Consider the following 15,763-nt stretch of genomic DNA (forward strand, 5'->3'; position numbering starts at 1 on the left):
CCTCGCCGCCTTGGGCCCGCTGGGCGATGCCGGCGCGGCGACGCTGAAGGGCCTGGCCGCGGCCGCGCGGCGGACGCAGGGGGGAGCCGATCTCGACCAGGTTCACGGCGGGGTCCTTCGCGATACGCGCCGGCGGCGTGACCTGCCGGCGAAAAATCAACCAATGCGCGGAAATCAGTCTTGATCTTTCGCGGTTTCGTGCATGAGGTATCGGCGTCGGCAGGCGTCGGAAACGCGTCGGCGCCCCGGCCAATCGAAGGGTCCCCTGCGTGCTCAGCCCATCGGAAAGCGTCGGCGCTGCGCCGCCCCCGGCCGACCCCGCCACGCCAGCGGCGCCGCTGCGGCTGCGCCTGGGCGACACGCTGCAGGTGCTGGCCGCCGACGGCGCATCGCTGCTGCCCGGCGGGGCGCGGCCGCGCGCGCTGCTGGCCCTGCTGGCCCTGGCACCCGGGCATGTCATGCCGCGCCGCCTGGTGGCCGGGCTGCTCTGGAGCGGGACCGAGATGCGCCAGGCACTGGCGCGCCTGCGCGACGTGCTGCACGACCTGCGCGGCGGCCCGCTCGGCGGTGCCGCCGATCCGTTCGGCGCCGATGCGTCATCCCTGTGGCTGCGCGCCGACCGCGTGGTGGTCGAGACCGCGCCGCGCACCGAGGGCTGGCCCCTGTTGCCCGAATTGCGCGGCATCGACCCACAGCTGGACGATTGGCTCGCGCGCGCCGAGGCCGGCGCCGCCAACCCCACCGCCGCCGAACCCCGCCCGGCCGACCGCGGCACGCCCGCGACGCGGCGGCCCGCCGTGCTGGTGCTGCCGGTGCGCAACCTGGCCGGGCCGCGCGTCGGCCACCTGGATGCGGCGGTGAACGATGCGGTGCTGGCCGCACTCTCGGCGCTGCGCTCGGTCGCCGTGGTGGTCGAGGTGCCGGGCCGCCCGGTGCCGGCCGCGGACTACCTGCTGACCGGGAACATCCATTTGTCCGAAAGCCGGCCGCAGGCCGTGCTGCGTTTCATCGACGCCGCCGGCGGCGGCGCGGTGCTGTGGTCGCTGACCGCCGAGCCCGACCCCGCCCGCCCGGCCGGCTTCGCCGAGGAAGTCGCCGCCCTCGCCTGCGCGCGGCTCGAACACGAATTGCTGCTGCTCGAAGCCGATCGCGCATTGGCGGTGCCGCTCTCGGAGAGCAGCGCGCAGGACCTGGTCATGCGCGTGCTGCCGGACATCTACCGGCTGGAACGCGATGCCTTCCTGCGCGCCGGCAAGGTGCTGGGCATGGCGGTGAAGCGCGACCCGCGGCTCGCCGCCGCCCATGCCTGGCTGGCCTATTGGAACATCCTGCTGGTCGGCCAGGGCTGGGCCACCAACGAACGCGAGGCGCTCGCCGCCGCCGCCGCCGCCTCCGACCAGGCGGTGCTGCTCGACCCCAAGGATGCGCGCGGGCTGGCCATCGCCGGCCATGCGCGCGGCTTCCTCCAGCACCAGGTGCCCGAGGGCCTGTCGCTGTGCCGCCAGGCGCTGGCGATCAACCCGTCGCTGCCGGCGGCCTGGACCTTCTCGGGCATGGCGCATGCGTATTCGGGCGAGCTCGAGACCGGGCGGCGGCACCTGCAGCGCGCGCTGCAATTGCTGCCGCGCAACCCGCATGCCTTCTTCACCGAGGCCGGCCTCGCCACCGTCGAGATGCTGCTGGGCAATGTCGAGGCCGCGGCAGAGATGGCGCGCGCGGTGCTGCAGATGCAGCCGCGCTTCACCGCGGCGCTGCGCGCGCGCATCGCCGCGCTCGGTCACCTCGGCCGCGATGCCGAGGCACGCCCCGCGGTGCGCGCGCTGCTGGAGATCGACCCCGGCTTCACGCTGCAACGCTTCCGGCGCGCGGCACCCTACATGCGCCGGCGCGATGTCGATCACTTCCTGCGGGGCTTGCGCCTGGCCGGCGTAGCCTGAAATCTGGCGGGGCAAGGCCACGCGCCTGCCGGGAACCGTCGTGGAGAGAGAGATGTCGCTGAACCGACGCATGCTGCTGGCCGGGGGCGCGGCGCTGGCCGCCTCGCCGGCGCTCGCACAGGGCAATCCGCATGCCCATCACGGCGGGCAGTTCGAACGCCTGGCGCAGCCCGGGCGGATGGGCCTGCCCGAGCTCGCGCAGCAACACGCCGTGACCGACAGCCCCGCACCGCGCGCCGCGCAACAGGGGGCCTGGCGGGCGCTGGCGCCGCTGCCCATCCCGCGCACGGAAATGGCCTGGGCGGTGGAATACCGCGGCCGGATGCACCTGATCGGCGGCTATGCCGAACAGCGCGTGGATCGCCCCTATCACCACGCCTACGACCCGCGCACCAATGCCTGGGAGGAACTGGCGCAGCTGCCGCGCGGCGCCAACCATGTGGGCGTCGCGACGCTGGGGGATCGCATCTACGCCTTCGGCGGCTTCATCGAGCAGAACCGCACGCCGCATGACGGCGCCTTCGCCTTCGACGGCACGCGCTGGCACAATCTGCGCCGCCTGCCGGAAGCCTGCGGCGCGATGGCCTGCATCGCGCTGGATGGCAAGATCCACATCATCGGCGGCGCCATCGGGTCGGACAATCGCCGCTCGATCGACTGGCACCTGGTGTACGACCCGCAGACCGACCGCTATTCGCGCCGCCAGCCCATGCCGGTCGGGCGCGACCACACCGGCATCGTGGTGGTGGCCGGCGCCATCCACATCATCGGCGGGCGGATCGACACCTTCCACACCAATTCCAACCTGCATCATTCCTGGAACCCGCAGACCGACGACTGGACCTTCCGCACGCCCATCCCGACGGCGCGCTCCGGCCAGGGCTGCGTCTGGTATCGCGACCGCATCTTCTGCATGGGCGGCGAGGGCACCAACCGCGTCTATGGCCAGAACGAGGCCTTCAACCCCGCCACCAACGCCTGGGAGGCCTATGCGCCCATGCTCACCCCGCGCCACGGCATGGGCGCGGTGGTCATCGGCGAGGGCATCTATGTCGCCGGCGGCGGGCCGCAGATGGGCGGCGGCGTGAAAAGCGCGATCAATGAGGCCTTCACGCTCGGCTGAGGCCGCCAGGGCGCTGCCGCGCGCCTCGGCCCGCGGCAGCGCCGTTCGCGCTCATTTCCGCGTGCATCGTCACCCGACCAGGTGGGTGCGGCGGATCGGAACGCGCCGGCAGCGGCGGGGGATCAGCCCGCCCGCTTGCGCTGGGCGCGCTCCCCGCCCCAGCCCTCGCGCTGGATGCGCCGGCGCACGACATCGACAGCGAGTCCGGCGGGGTCGCCGAGGCGCGCGGCGAGGTCGCCGAAGCGGGCCGCGGTCAGCGCGATGCCGCCATTGCTGCCCTCCGCGCCGCGCGCGACGGCGTGCAGCAGGATCGGTGGCGCGGCGCCGTCCTCGCGCGCCAGCAGGATGGCCGAACCGCCGAGGCTCTCGGCGATGCGCGCATCGAGCGCCGCATCGCCGCTGCCGATGGCATCCGGCGCCGTCAGGTCGACCAGGCCCAGGGCGCGCCAGCCGCCGGGCGCCACCGCCCCGCCGAGCCGCCCGGATGCTGCCTCAGGGTTGCCCAGCGCGCGCGACACCGGGGTGCGCGGCGCCCAGATCGCCGCCATCGGGCCGACCGCCACGGCGCCGCCCGCTTCCAGGCGCAATTGCGGGTCGGCCTCGCCCGGCGCGGTCTGCACCACGATGCGCGTGCCGCTCGCGCGCACCCAGCTGCCATCCGCCACCCGGCGCAGCCCGCGCCAGGCCAGCCCCACCAGCACCGCCGCGCCGACGAGGAACAGGATGCCGAGGATCATGGCGCGGCCGATGGCTTGGCGGTGGAGGCCCCGGAGCCCGCGGCCGCGGGCGGCGGCGATGGCGGCCGGACCGGCGCCGCGGGCAGGCTGCGCGCGGCCTCGATCGCCTCGATCCGCTGCGCGACGGTCGGGCCGGGCCGCGCGGTCGCGACCGGCGCCCAGTAGCGCGGCGGCAGGGTGGTCGCCGGCAACGCCGCGGCGCGCGCGGCGGCCTCGACGAAGGCGCGGTCGGCCTCGGCGGCGTTCCAGCGCCCGATCGCGAACAGCATCCCGCCCAGCAGCACCAGCACGGCGGCGCAGATCACCAGCAGGCGGGCACGCAGGGCGGGCGGGTTCATCGGGCACCTCCCACGAAGGCGTCGGCGGCGCGGATCGCGTCGGGCCCACCGGCCACCAGCCCCGCGACCAGCCGCGGCAATGCCTGCGCGATGGCGGCGCGGGCAGTGTCATCCGCGGCGGCGTTCCAGGCGCCGATGGCGGCCTCCAGCAGGCGTCCGGCGGCGGCCTTCTCGGCCGGCTGCAGCCCCGCGCTGGCGCGCGAGAGTTCGGCCAGCAGCGCCGGCACCAGCGCGATGCGCAGCGCCTGGCGGGCCGGTTCGCCCAGCGGGGCGGGCGGCGCCGCGCGATGCCGCACCCCGCCGGTCAGCAACCAGGCATCGAGGCCCTGCCGGCCGCCGAACAGCGCCGCGACCCCGCCGAGGATCGGCGGCGCCAGCATGAAGGCCGCCCAGAAGGCGCCGCCGCGCGGCGGCATCAGCAGGCCCACCAGCAGATAGGTCACCCCGGCCGCGACCAGCGCGAAGACCAGCCGGCGCTGGCGGTCGGTCAGCAGCGTCTCGGGCGCGGCGGGCGCGCGGTCCTGGGCGCGCAGCGTGCCTTGCGACCGGGCGGTGGCGGCCATCGCTCAGCCCCCCGACGAATAGCCGGCGCCGGTCGAACCGAACCCCGCGCGCGTGATGGCGGAGGTCGGCCGCGACACCGTCGAGCCCGTCAGCCGCTGCCCGGCGGGCCCGGCATAGACGCCCATGCGGTTGGCCTGGCCCAGCGTGCGGCTGCCGCTGTCCCACGCGCGCAGCGGCCCGGTGCCCACGGCGGGGCGATAGGCCGCGGTCGGGTAGCGGTCGGCGGTCCAGGTCCAGCCCTGGTATCGCGGCCCGATGCCGCCGCCGTAGCGATGCACCCAGAAGGAATTGTAGCCGCCCCAGCTGCTGCGCGACGCCGCCGCCGCGCCGCCGGCCACGGCGGCCGCGACCAGCGCGGCGGGCGGGATCTCGACCTCGTTGCATTGGCTCCAGGTGGCGCGGCAGGCTTCCTCGGTGGCGAAGCGGGTCGGCAGTGGCAGGTCGAAGCCCTCGCAGGACTGCCATTCGGCGGCGCACAGCGCCTGGTCGGGATAGACCGGCGCCAGGCGGTAATAGGCCAGCGAGACCTGCAGCGGCGCGCGCGCGCTGGCCGCGTAGTCGAGCGTCGCGACCTGGCGCGGCTGGACCTGCTGCGCCACGCCGCCGGCGACGGCCGCCGCCGGTTCGGGCAGCGCCCAGGCGGTGCCGTCGCGGTCGCGCACCACCGGCTGCACGGCGGTCATCTGCCCGGGCACGCGCGACCAGCCGGCCAGCGCGGGGCGCCAGCCGGGCGGCACGGCGGCCAGCGTCTCGCCCTCGCAGGCGCCGCGGCCGAACAGGGTTTCGCAGGCATTGACGGTGACGAAGCGCGGGCGCGTCTCGGCCTGTTCGCGCGCCACCGCGCGTTCCAGCAGGTCGCAGCGCGCGGGGTCCTCGCCGAGGCGCCGATGCGCCGCGCGGCAGGCTTCGATGCGGGCCTCGGCCGCGCCGGGCAGGTCGCCGGGCGGCGTGTCGTCGCACCCCGCCACGCCGAGGCCGAGGGTGACCAGCGCCGCGGCGCGCACGGTGCGCGAACGGCGGGGCGATGGGGGCGGCGGATGCAGCATGCCGGCGCGTCAGCCCGACATGACGGCGTTGTTGAGCACGCCGGCGCCGACCTGCATGAAGGCGATGAACACCGCGGCACCGCCCAGCTTGTCGGCCTCGATCTCCTCCTTGAGGCGGCCTTCCAGCAGCGTGGTCAGGATCAGGTGCACCACGAGCTGCACCGCGACGGCGACGATGCACCAGATGATCTGGTCGAGCGGGCCGGCCGCGGTGCGCGCCACCGCGGCGATCGGCAGCACCATGCCCAGCGCCTTGCCGCCGAAGGCCAGCGCGCAGGGCAGGTTGCCCGCGCGCAGCAGCCTGAGTTCCGAATGCGGCGTGATGAGCGAGACCACCACCAGCCCGGCGATCCAGAACACCGCGCCGAGCGAGAAGGCGACGAGGAAGCCGAGGAAGGTGGCGGGGAAAAGGCTGAGGATCTCGGCGGCGGACATTCGCGGAACTTTCCTTCTTGGCGCGCGTCAGGGGCCGTGGCCGCGGCGCATCACGGTCACTACCCGCGCAGGATATGCGGCACGAAGCGCGCGGCCGGGCCGGTCACGGGGCCGCGCGATTCACGGAAGGCGATACCGGCAGGTTCGCCGCCGACCATCCAGACGGACAGGTTGGCATGGACGTCGCCACCCGGCGCCCTGAAGACCGGCAGCGGGCAATGCGCCTGGAACAGCAGCGGGCCCATCTCGTCCTCGGGCACCGCGCCGGGCGTCTCGCCGGGCAGGTAGACATGCTCGCCATCCCAGCCGCGGCGCGGCTTGGCCACCATCGCCCCCTGCCCCGGGCGATCGAGAAAGGTCGGCAGCAGGTTCGGCGCGCCGGGCGCCTGGTGCCACAGCAGCGCCATCATGGTCTTGTCCGCGACCAGCCGGGTCCAGGCGCCGGGCAGGATGCGCGTGCGGCATTCGGGCAGCACGTCGACATTCGGCTCGTCCTCCATCCAGTCCCAGGGATAGATCTTGACCAGCATCTGCAGGACCTCGTCGGTGTCGTCGACGAAGGCCTTCGCATCGAGATCCCATCCGACCCGGCCGATCGAGCAGATCGACGGGCGCAACCCCGCTGCGCGCGCCATCTCGGCGATGAACTCAGCGTCGAAGCGTTCGCCGGTATCGCCGGGGCGGCCATCGGGCTGCGTGTCGCCGCCGACCGCGATGGCGAACCGCACGGGCATGCCGGCGCGCGGGATATGCGCGCTGTAGGTTTCGTAGATCAGGTTCTCCTGGCTGTCGGAACTGGCGTTGTTGGCCGCCTGCCAGGCTTCGAACCATTCCCACTGGACGTAGCCGGCCTCAGCCAGGCCGAAGGGCGAATCGGCCTCGTAGTCGAGCAGGAAGGGCGTGCCATCGGGCGCGAAGGTGAAGTCCATCCGCCCGTGCAGCGGCGTGTCCTTGGCCGCCCAGGATTTCGCGATGGCGGCCTGCATCGCCGGGTTGCGGATGCCGAAATAGGAGAAGTCGCCGCTGGCCACGATCGCCTCGACCGCCGCGTAGCAGCGGGCCTGGATGCCCTTCGCCGCGGCAAAGACGCGATCGACCAGCGCCGCGTCGATCAGATAGGCGGCATCGGTCACCCACCAGGCCACGCCATCGGCATTGGGCGCCAGCATGCCGAGCTCGCGCAGCCGGGCCTCGGCCTCGGCGGGCGTGCGGATGGGGATGCGCTGGAACGGCGGATAGGTCATGCCGCGCTAGCGCCCGGCCCGCGAAGTGCGCGGGCTTCCGCACGCAGGCAACGGAGCGGCAGGCCATTGAAGACAACGGGCGGTGGCCCGAAGACGACGCCCGCAGGCCATCGGAACCGTGACACTAGCGCCCGGCCCGGCGACGGCGGGCGCATGGCGGCCCAGCGGCACTACAGCACCACATGCGGCACGAAGCGGTCCTCGAGCGTCGTCACCAGCTCGTCTCCCTCCCGTATGCCGAGCCCGCAGGGCTCGTTGCCCACCATCCAGACGCCCATGACGGGAAAGGCGTCGCCCTGCGGCGTCGCGTGTCCCGGCAGCGGCGACCAAGCCTGCCAGATGGTGGGCGATGGTGGCAAACCTTCCGCGATGTCGGTCGAGACATCCTCCGCCACGCCCTCCACGCGCATGCCGTGCCCTTCCAGCCCCAGCGCCGGCTTGCCGATCGCCGGCCCGTCGATCGCGGCGCGGTCGAGCGCGGCCGGCAGCAGCAGAGGATGGCCCGGGAACATCTCCCACAATGTGACCAGGATCGCCTTGTTCGCCGCGACCATGCGCCGCGCCGGCTCGATCCAGCGGGTGCGGCCGAGCGGCAGCAGCCGGCCGCCTTCCTCGGCATCCAGCCAGTCCCAGGGATACAGCTTGAAGCAGGCGCGCAGCGGCGTGCCTGCGGGTGTCACGAAGCCGGGGCCCTCCTGCCACGAGATCTCCTCGACCGGCAGGAATGCGGCCTCGTGGCCGGCGGCGCGCGCGGTCGCCATCAGGTAGGCGACCTGCGCGACCTCGTCCTCGCGGTGGTGCTCGGCGGCGAAGTGAACCAGCGGCGGCAGCCGCAGCGCCGGCCAGCGCGCCACCAGCGCATCGTCGATGCGGTTCCACTGGTCGGACCCGAGGCGCGCCGCGGGGGCTTCCTCGAACCAGGCGAGCTGCACGACCGCGGCTTCGAGCAGCGCGGCCGGCGTCTCGGCGTTGAATTCGAACAGCTTGATGGCGCCATCCGGGGCCAGGCGGAAGTCGAAGCGGCCGTACAGGGACGGCTCGGCGGCGCGGTGCGAGGCCTCGACCAGGGCGGCGAGCCGGTCGGTGAAGCCGAAGGCGGCGTAGTCGCCGCGGCGCACCACGGCATCGACCGCCGCGCCGATCATGGCGTCGAGCTCGCGCGCCGCGGCCTCCAGCGATGCCACCGCGCGGTCGGTGAGCGCGTAGCAGGCATCGCGCGTCCAGTATTCGCGATCGTCGGGCGCGTGGAAGGTGAAGCCCAGCGCCTCGGCGCGCCGCGGGAAGGCATCGTCGCGCGGCAGGCGATGGCGCGCGATCGCGGGCGGTGGGTGGGCCATGGGGCGCATCCTGGTGTCCTGCCCCGGAAGGTCGTCGGTTCTGCGGACGAACGGAAGGGATATGCGCGCCGCTGACGACAAGGCCGGGTGGCCTGGACCGGAAGGCTGAAGGACGTCCGATCGGGACATGGGAGCCGGTTCCGCGTGCCGCGGCGCGCTGCAACGCCTCCGGGGCATTGTTCCCGCGAGCAGCCTCTCCCGGACAGCGGATTCCATCCGAGCGGGATCTGCGCCCGAGCCCTCACCGCGCGCCCCGACGCGCCGCCGCGCCGCCGACGTTTGGCGGCGTGCGCCGATGCTCTATCCTCGGCGCCGATGTCCGCGCAGGGTCCCACGAGAATGTCCACGCCGCCGGTGCGCAACCCGCTGCCCCGCTACCCGACCGGCTGGTTCGCGGTCGCCTTCTCGCGCGACGTGGCGCCGGGGGAATTGCGCGCGCTGCACTATTTCGGCCGCGAGCTCGTGCTCTATCGCGGCCAGTCCGGCCGCGCCGTGCTGATGGATGCCTATTGCCCGCATCTGGGCGCGCATATGGGCCATGGCGGCACGATCGAGGGCGATGAGATCCGCTGCCCCTTCCACCACTGGCGCTTCGGCCCCGACGGCGCCTGCACCGCGATCCCCTGGGCCGACCGGCCGATGAAGGTCGATGTCGGCACCTTCCCCGTGGTCGAGCGCAACGGCGTGATCTGCACCTGGCACGATGCCGCCGGCGGCCCGCCATCCTGGCAGCCGGCCACCCACAAGCTGCCCGCCGGCCCCGCCATCGGCGCGCATTTCTTCATGGACGACGTGGTGGTCCATGCGCAGGAGGTGATGGAGAACAACACCGATTTCCGTCACCTCGAATCGGTCCACAGCTTCGGCCCCTGGAGCCATGAATCGCTCGAGGCCGATGGCGCGACGCTGCGCCTGCGCGGCCATGGCAGCGCCGGCGACCTGACCTACAGCGGCGAGACCACGCTGCACGGCCCCGGCTACCTCGAAGGCGTGTCGCGCATCGGCCCGGCGCCCTTCAGCGTGCAGTTGCTGCTGTACGTGACGCCGGTGGATGACCGCCTCTGTCACGTGCGCTGCACCTACGACGTGCTGCCGGATCCGGGCGTGCCGCTCGACCCCGCGATGGCGGGCCAGATCGCCGAACAGGGCTGCCGCGAGACGGAGCGGCAATTCCACCTCGACCGGCTGATCTGGGCGCACAAGATGTATGTCGAACGCCCGCCGCTGAGCACGGTGGACGGGCCGATCCGCCAGTTCCGCGCCTGGTACAGCCAGTTCTACCCGGCGGCGGCCGGGTAGCCGACCAAGCGCCCGCAGCCACCTCCCCACCGCCAACACATCGGCCCGATGCACCGCATCGGGCCGGGAGCGCACGGCGCGACCGCGCCCGGCCCGCCCGCCGCGCCCAGCGCGACAGTGCACGGCGCGCAAGCCAAGCGCCCGCATGGGCGCGCCGGCGCTTGAGGCAAGAAGAAGCCTTCCTCACCCCATCGCCACCAGCACCTCGCGCCGGCCGGTGAAGGGCCCGCGCCCATGCGCGGCCAGCATGTTGTCCACCACCAGCAGGTCGCCCTGTTCCCAGGGCACGCGCACCGTCTCGGCGGCATGGGCGGCGCGCAGCGCGGCCACGGCGTCGTCGGGGATCGGCGTGCCGTCGCCGAACAGCGTGTCGCTCGGCAGGTCCACCGATGCCACGCCGGCCAGCGCGGCGCGCGCTTCCGCATCCAGCGAGGACGGGTGGAAGAACAGCGCGTGGTTGAACCAGATCGGCGCGCCGGTGCCCGGGTGGCGGTCCACCAGCGGGCGCACCGCCTCGGTCCGCAGCGCGCCATCCGCGCGCCAGGCGAAGCGCAGCCCGCGCTGGGTGCAGCGGCGTTCCGCCTCGGCCGGTTCGTCGGTGCCGAACACCTCCTGCCAGGGCAGGCCGAGCCGGCCATCGAAGCATCGCCGGTACATCACGCCATGCTGCGCGAAGCGCGCGACCAGCGCCGGGTCGATGCGCGCATGGATGCGCCGGGTGTCGGCCAGCGGGGTCTCGCCGCCGGTCGCGGCCGCGACGCGGCACAGGAACAGCAGCATCCGCGGCCAGCCCGCCTGGTAGCTGTTCTCGTTGTGCAGCGGGATCTCGGCATGGGCCGGGTGCTCGGTGCTGGTGAAGACGCGGTCGCCCACCGCGCGGCGCGGGGAGGAGCGTTCCGTGTAGTCCAGCGGTTCCGCCCCCGCCGCGCGCAACAGGCCGCCAAGCCCCGACGCATCGCCACTCGCGAAGCCGCGGAACAGCACCGCGACATGGGTGTCGAGCCAGCCGCGCAGCGTGTCGCGATTCGCCGCGATCCAGCCTTCCAGCGCGACATCGGGCCGCGCCGGGCGCACCAGCAGCGGCAGGGACGTGCCCTCGCGGGGCGGTTCGGTGGTCACCAGCGCCTCGGTGCCGCCTGCCCGGCGGCGGCTGCCATCAAGCCGCATCGCGCACCTGCCGCATCCCCAGGGCCTCCTCCACCATCCGCACCGTGGTGCCGATCCCGTCCTCCTCGGCCATCGCCGCGCCGATCGCCGCGGCGCGGGCGCGCATCGCCTGGTCGTCCAGCGCCGCGCGGATCGCCGCCGCCAGGCCCGCCGCCGTCAGGTGCATCGGGTCGATCGGCTCCGGCGCCACGCCCAGGTCGTGCAGGCGCCAGGCCCAGAACGGCTCGTCCTGCAGGAAGGGCACCGGCACGGACGGGATGCCGGCGGCCAGCGCCGCCATGGCGGTGCCGACGCCGCAATGGTGCACCACCGCACCCAGGCGCGGGAACAGCCATTCATGCGCCACGCCGTCCATCACCACCACGCCCTCGGGAAGCGGCCCGGCCTCGGCCGGCCAGCCGAGGCCGCCCCAGCCGGGGGCGATCAGCGCGCGGATGCCGGCGATGCGAATGGCTTCCGCCACGCGGCGCGACATCCCGGCGAAATCGGCGCCATCCGGCATGCACGGCACCGAGCCATAGCCGATGAACACCGCCTTGTCCGGGTGGTCGACCAGTCGGGCGAGCTCCGGCGGCGGCGTGTAGCCCGCGGCGGGCCCTTTCCAGATGCCGGTGAAGCGTTCGCTGGGCCGCGGCGGCAGCACCTGCTCGCTCAACCCGACCAGTTCCAGCAGCGGGCGGCCGGGCTTGGCGAGGCGCGCGCGCTCGGCCTCGTTGCCCAAGGCCGCCAGCGCCTCGCGGTGGCGCCGCTGCAGGCCGAACAGCGCCGGCAGGCTGCGCCGTTCGTGCCACAGCAGTCCGATGCGTTCCGGCACCACGCCCAGATGCCCCAGCACGTTCAGCGCCGCCACCACGCCGGGCAGACGCGCGCAGGCACGGCGGCGGCGCACCATCGCGCCGATCGGCGCGCCGACGGGCACGCGCGGCAGGTCCGGCCGCAGGCCCTCGCGCGGCAGGTTCGGCGCCATCACGAAGGGAATGCCCAGCATGCGCGCCGCATCGCCGATCCAGGGGATGCGGCTGACCACCACATCGGCGCCGCGCAGCGCCGCGACCAGCGGCGGGTAGCCGGCGAACCAGGCATCCCACACCGATTTGTCGAAGATGCCGGGTTCCTGCGCGTTCTGCCGGCGCTGCCAGGCGATCACGCCATCGAGGTTGGTGAGCGCCTCGGCGAACCAGCTCACGCCGACCGAGCGCGCCAGCGCCTCGTAGCCGGCATTGGCCACCAGCCCGGCATCCCAGCCGGCGCGCGCGAAGCCGGCGGCCAGCACGCCATAGGGGCGCACATCGCCCATCGACCCCGATGCGACGATCGCGATCCGCTTCATGCCGATGCTTCCTGGAGTATGGCGGCGACGGCCGCGACATGGGGTTCGTCGAGCAGCGCCGCATGCGCCGCCGCGATGTCATGGATGGCGACCCCGCCCAGCGCGACGGCACCCCAGCCGAAGTCGCCCGCCGCCGGGTCGGTGCGCAGCAGCGTGGCGGCGAGATCCGCCGGGGCCGGCCGCCAGGACGCCAGCGCGCGCTGGTTCGCCTGCGCCACATCGCGCAAACGCGCCGCCTGTTCGGGCGAGAAGCCCTCCGGCAGCAGCCCCTGCGCGCGCGCCTGGTCGAGCGACAGCGCCGCATCGGGCAGCGCATCCCCCGCACCGCCGGCCGCGCCGTCCAGCAGCACCAGGCGATGCAGGTCGGCGCCGAGCCGCCGCGCCATCTCGAAGGCCACCGCGCAGCCCATCGAATAGCCGGCGAGCGTGACCGGACCTGGCGCGGCGTCGCGCAGCGCCGCGACGTAGTCCTCGGCCATCGCCTCAATGCTGGCGGCGGGCTCGCCGCCAAGCAGCCCGCGCGATTGCAGCGCCAGCACCGGCCGGTCGCACCGCACCGCCAGCCGCAGGAAGCAGGCGACATCGCCGCCCAGCGGATGCACCAGCACGAGCGCCCGCCCGGCGCCGCCGCGCAGCCGCACCAGCGGCGAGGCCGGCTGCGCCACCCCCGCCAGCGCCCCCGCCAGCGCCGCGACATTCGGCGCCGCATGCAGCGCACCAAGTCCCGGCGCCGCGCCGAATTCCCGCCGCAGCAGGTTCGCCAGCCGCACCGCGGCCAGCGAATGCAACCCCAGCGCCAGCAGGTCGTCCTGCGGCCCCGGCACGGTGCCCAACACCTGCCCGGCCAGCGCGGCCACGCGCAATTCCAGCGCCCCACGCGGCAGCGCCACGGCCTGCACCGGCGCCGGTTCCGCCAGCGCCCGGCGGTCCAGCTTGCCGCTCGGCGTCAGCGGCATGCGCGCCACCGGCACCAGAGCGGCCGGCCGCATCGCCGCCGGCAGCCGCGCCGCCAGGACAGCGTCGATATCCGGCGGGACGCCCGGCGCCACCCAGGCCACCAGGCGGTCGCCGACCAGCCGCACCGCCGCCTCGCGCACATCCGGGTGGGCGAGCAGCGCGGCCTCGACCTCGCCGGTCTCGATCCGCACGCCGCGCAGCTTCACCTGCGCGTCGGATCGCCCGCGATAGAGCAGCGCGCCATCCACCCGCCAGGACGCGACATCGCCGGTGCGATACAGCCGCGCGCCGGGCGCACCGAAAGGGTCGGGGCGGAAGGCATCGGCGGTCAGCGCCGGCGCGCCGACATAGCCGGTCGCGAGCTGCACGCCACCGAGCCACAACCCGCCCTGCGCGCCCGCCGGCACGCGCCGCATCGCGCCGTCCAGCACCCGCGCGACCACATTGTCCACCGGGCGGCCGATCGGCACCTCGCCGGCTGCCTCCGCCGCGCCGCAGGGCCAGGCGGTGACGTCCACCGCCGCCTCGGTCGGGCCGTACAGGTTGTGCAGCGGCGCGGCGAAGTGCCTGCGCCAGGCGGCGACCAGGTCGGGTGTCAGCGCCTCGCCGCTGGTGAAGACCAGGCGCGGCGTGCCGCAGCGCGCCGCGATGCCGGGTGTGTCCAGGAAGGCGCGCAGCATCGACGGCACGAAATGAAGCACGCCGACATCGCGCGCGCGCATCTCGGCGGCCAGTGCGTCGGGGTCGCGATGCGCGCCGGGCGGGGCCACCACCACCGCCGCGCCCGCCGTCAGCGCCCAGAACAATTCCCAGACGCACACATCGAAGCCGAGCGGCGTCTTCTGCAACACGCGGTCGCTCGCACCGATCGGATAGGCGCGCTGCATCCAGGCCAGCCGGTTGACGATGGCGGCATGCGACACCGCGACACCCTTCGGCCGCCCGGTCGAACCCGAGGTGAACAGCACATAGGCGGTGTCGGCGCCGGCCAGCGCCGGCAGCGTGGCCGCATCCGCCGCCGCATCCAGTGGCAGGCCGGCGCAGCCCTCCGGCGCCGCGATGCCCGGCCCGCACAGCACCACGCGCAGCCGCGCAGCGGCGGCCATGGCGGCGCGGCGCGGCGCCGGCTGGTCGGGCTCCAGCGGGCACCACGCCGCGCCCGCCATCAGGATGCCGAGCAGCGCGGGCAGCAGCGCCTCGCCGCGTTCGGCCGCCAGGCCCACCACATCGCCGCGCGCGACACCGGCCGCCTGCAAGGCACCGGCCACGCCCCGCGCGCGCGCCGCCAGCGCGGCATAGGTCATGCGCGTCCCGCCCCACAGCACCGCCGGCGCAGCGGGCGTGCGCGCCGCCTGGGCCAGCACCAGCGCGTGCAACGTCGCTGTGCCGTGGTCGATCGCGGGGCCGGCCTCGAAGCCTTCCGTGCCGCCGCGCGGCAACAGCGCGCCGAGCGTCGCGGCGGTGGCGAAGCCCGCCAGCAGCGCGGCCACCTGGTCGAGCCGCCGCGCCGCCTCCGCCGCCGTGAAGCGCGCCGGGTCGTGGCGCAACGAGAGCAGCATCGCCTCGCCCTCCAGCCCCGCCAGCAGCGACAGCGGGAAGGAGGATTGCTCCATCGCCTGCACCGCCGCGATGCGCGGCCCCTGCGCGCGCGGCGCCGCCAGCGACGGGTCGGTCGGGTAGTTCTCGTAGGTGAACAGGCTGGTCGCCAGCGTGGTGCCGGCCGGCAGCCCCGCCGCCGCCAGCAGGTCGGCCGGCGGGCAGCGTTCATGCGCGCGCAGGGCCGCGAGGTCGGTCTGCAGCCGCCGCAGGAAGGCGGCGGGCGCGGCGGCGGCGTCGATCGCGAGGCGCACCGGCAGCACGGTCAGGAACAGGCCGACCGCGGTCTCGGCGCCAGGCAGGTCGGCGGGGCGACCGCTGCTGGTCATGCCGAACACGGCTTCGTCGCGCCCCGCCTGGTCCGCCAGCGCCAGGCCCCAGGCGGCTGCCACCAGCGTGGCGGGTGTCACGCCGGCCTGCCGCGCGAAGGCCAGCAGCGGCGCGGCGGCGATGCGCCGGTCCTGCCGCGCCGTCGCGCGCGCCGGGCCGGCGGCCGCGCGTCCGCCCAGCGGCGTCGGTTCCGCGCCGGCCAGCCGGTCGCGCCACAAGGCCAGGTCCGCCTCCGCATCGCGCGCCGCCAGCGAACCCGAGACCGCCACGGGGCCCACCGGCGGCGGCAGGTCGGGCCCTTCGGCCTGCGCCACCAACTCGCC

The 15,763-nt window shown here is 74.8% G+C and carries 14 protein-coding genes; 4 read left to right on the plus strand and 10 right to left on the minus strand.

Translation table 11 applies throughout. From position 1 onward, the window contains the following. From LQ222_RS24700 to LQ222_RS24710, 3 genes are all read left to right on the plus strand, one after another. On the plus strand, positions 1 to 184 hold a 184-nt coding region (locus tag LQ222_RS24700), incomplete at its 5' end, for a hypothetical protein (RefSeq protein WP_230169537.1). An 85-nt stretch (positions 185 to 269) separates the two neighbouring features. Then, entirely contained in the window at positions 270 to 1,937 is a 1,668-nt protein-coding gene (locus LQ222_RS24705) for a hypothetical protein (RefSeq protein WP_230169538.1), read from the plus strand. 52 nt (positions 1,938 to 1,989) lie between these two features. Beyond that, positions 1,990 to 3,060: a galactose oxidase gene (locus LQ222_RS24710; protein WP_230169539.1), complete on the plus strand. Its 1,071-nt coding sequence runs from the start codon at positions 1,990 to 1,992 to the stop codon at positions 3,058 to 3,060. Positions 3,061 to 3,182: 122 nt separating this feature from the next. Here LQ222_RS24710 and LQ222_RS24715 read toward each other — a convergent pair whose 3' ends face one another. The 7 genes from LQ222_RS24715 to LQ222_RS24745 form a co-directional block, all read right to left on the minus strand. Beyond that, entirely contained in the window at positions 3,183 to 3,797 is a 615-nt protein-coding gene (locus LQ222_RS24715; protein WP_230169540.1) for a hypothetical protein, read from the minus strand. Beyond that, positions 3,794 to 4,135 carry a hypothetical protein gene (locus tag LQ222_RS24720; protein WP_230169541.1) on the minus strand — a complete coding sequence of 114 codons (342 nt, stop codon included), beginning with the start codon at positions 4,133 to 4,135 and terminating at the stop codon, positions 3,794 to 3,796. The genes LQ222_RS24715 and LQ222_RS24720 overlap by 4 nt, the downstream gene beginning before the upstream one ends. Next, a complete protein-coding gene (locus LQ222_RS24725) occupies positions 4,132 to 4,698 on the minus strand; it encodes a hypothetical protein (protein ID WP_230169542.1) in 567 nt (188 codons plus the stop codon). The genes LQ222_RS24720 and LQ222_RS24725 overlap by 4 nt, the downstream gene beginning before the upstream one ends. 3 nt (positions 4,699 to 4,701) lie before the next feature. Next, positions 4,702 to 5,745 carry a DUF1190 domain-containing protein gene (locus tag LQ222_RS24730; RefSeq protein WP_230169543.1) on the minus strand — a complete coding sequence of 348 codons (1,044 nt, stop codon included), beginning with the start codon at positions 5,743 to 5,745 and terminating at the stop codon, positions 4,702 to 4,704. A 9-nt stretch (positions 5,746 to 5,754) separates the two neighbouring features. Then, a complete protein-coding gene (locus tag LQ222_RS24735; RefSeq protein ID WP_230169544.1) occupies positions 5,755 to 6,180 on the minus strand; it encodes a DUF350 domain-containing protein in 426 nt (141 codons plus the stop codon). A 59-nt stretch (positions 6,181 to 6,239) separates the two neighbouring features. After that, positions 6,240 to 7,424, minus strand: a complete 1,185-nt coding sequence (locus tag LQ222_RS24740) for a glutathionylspermidine synthase family protein (protein ID WP_230169545.1) — start codon at positions 7,422 to 7,424, stop codon at positions 6,240 to 6,242. Positions 7,425 to 7,594: 170 nt separating this feature from the next. Beyond that, positions 7,595 to 8,761, minus strand: coding sequence for a glutathionylspermidine synthase family protein (locus LQ222_RS24745; RefSeq protein WP_230169546.1), 1,167 nt, complete (start codon positions 8,759 to 8,761; stop codon positions 7,595 to 7,597). 339 nt (positions 8,762 to 9,100) lie between these two features. Between LQ222_RS24745 and LQ222_RS24750 the strand changes: the two genes are divergently transcribed. After that, positions 9,101 to 10,060, plus strand: coding sequence for a Rieske 2Fe-2S domain-containing protein (locus LQ222_RS24750; protein WP_230169547.1), 960 nt, complete (start codon positions 9,101 to 9,103; stop codon positions 10,058 to 10,060). A gap of 183 nt (positions 10,061 to 10,243) precedes the next feature. Here the strand turns inward: LQ222_RS24750 and LQ222_RS24755 are convergent, their stop codons facing one another. From LQ222_RS24755 to LQ222_RS24765, 3 genes are all read right to left on the minus strand, one after another. Continuing rightward, positions 10,244 to 11,227 (minus strand): TauD/TfdA family dioxygenase, encoded by a 984-nt coding sequence (locus tag LQ222_RS24755; RefSeq protein ID WP_230169548.1) that lies wholly within the window; start codon positions 11,225 to 11,227, stop codon positions 10,244 to 10,246. Beyond that, positions 11,217 to 12,557 carry a glycosyltransferase gene (locus LQ222_RS24760; protein ID WP_230169549.1) on the minus strand — a complete coding sequence of 447 codons (1,341 nt, stop codon included), beginning with the start codon at positions 12,555 to 12,557 and terminating at the stop codon, positions 11,217 to 11,219. The genes LQ222_RS24755 and LQ222_RS24760 overlap by 11 nt, the downstream gene beginning before the upstream one ends. Next, positions 12,554 to 15,763, minus strand: a 3,210-nt coding sequence (locus LQ222_RS24765; RefSeq protein WP_230169550.1) for a non-ribosomal peptide synthetase, incomplete at its 5' end; no start/stop codon positions are given. The genes LQ222_RS24760 and LQ222_RS24765, both read right to left, overlap by 4 nt.

Origin of the sequence: Roseomonas sp. CECT 9278, from assembly GCF_918698155.1 — a bacterium.
Taxonomy (GTDB): Bacteria; Pseudomonadota; Alphaproteobacteria; order Acetobacterales; family Acetobacteraceae; genus Neoroseomonas.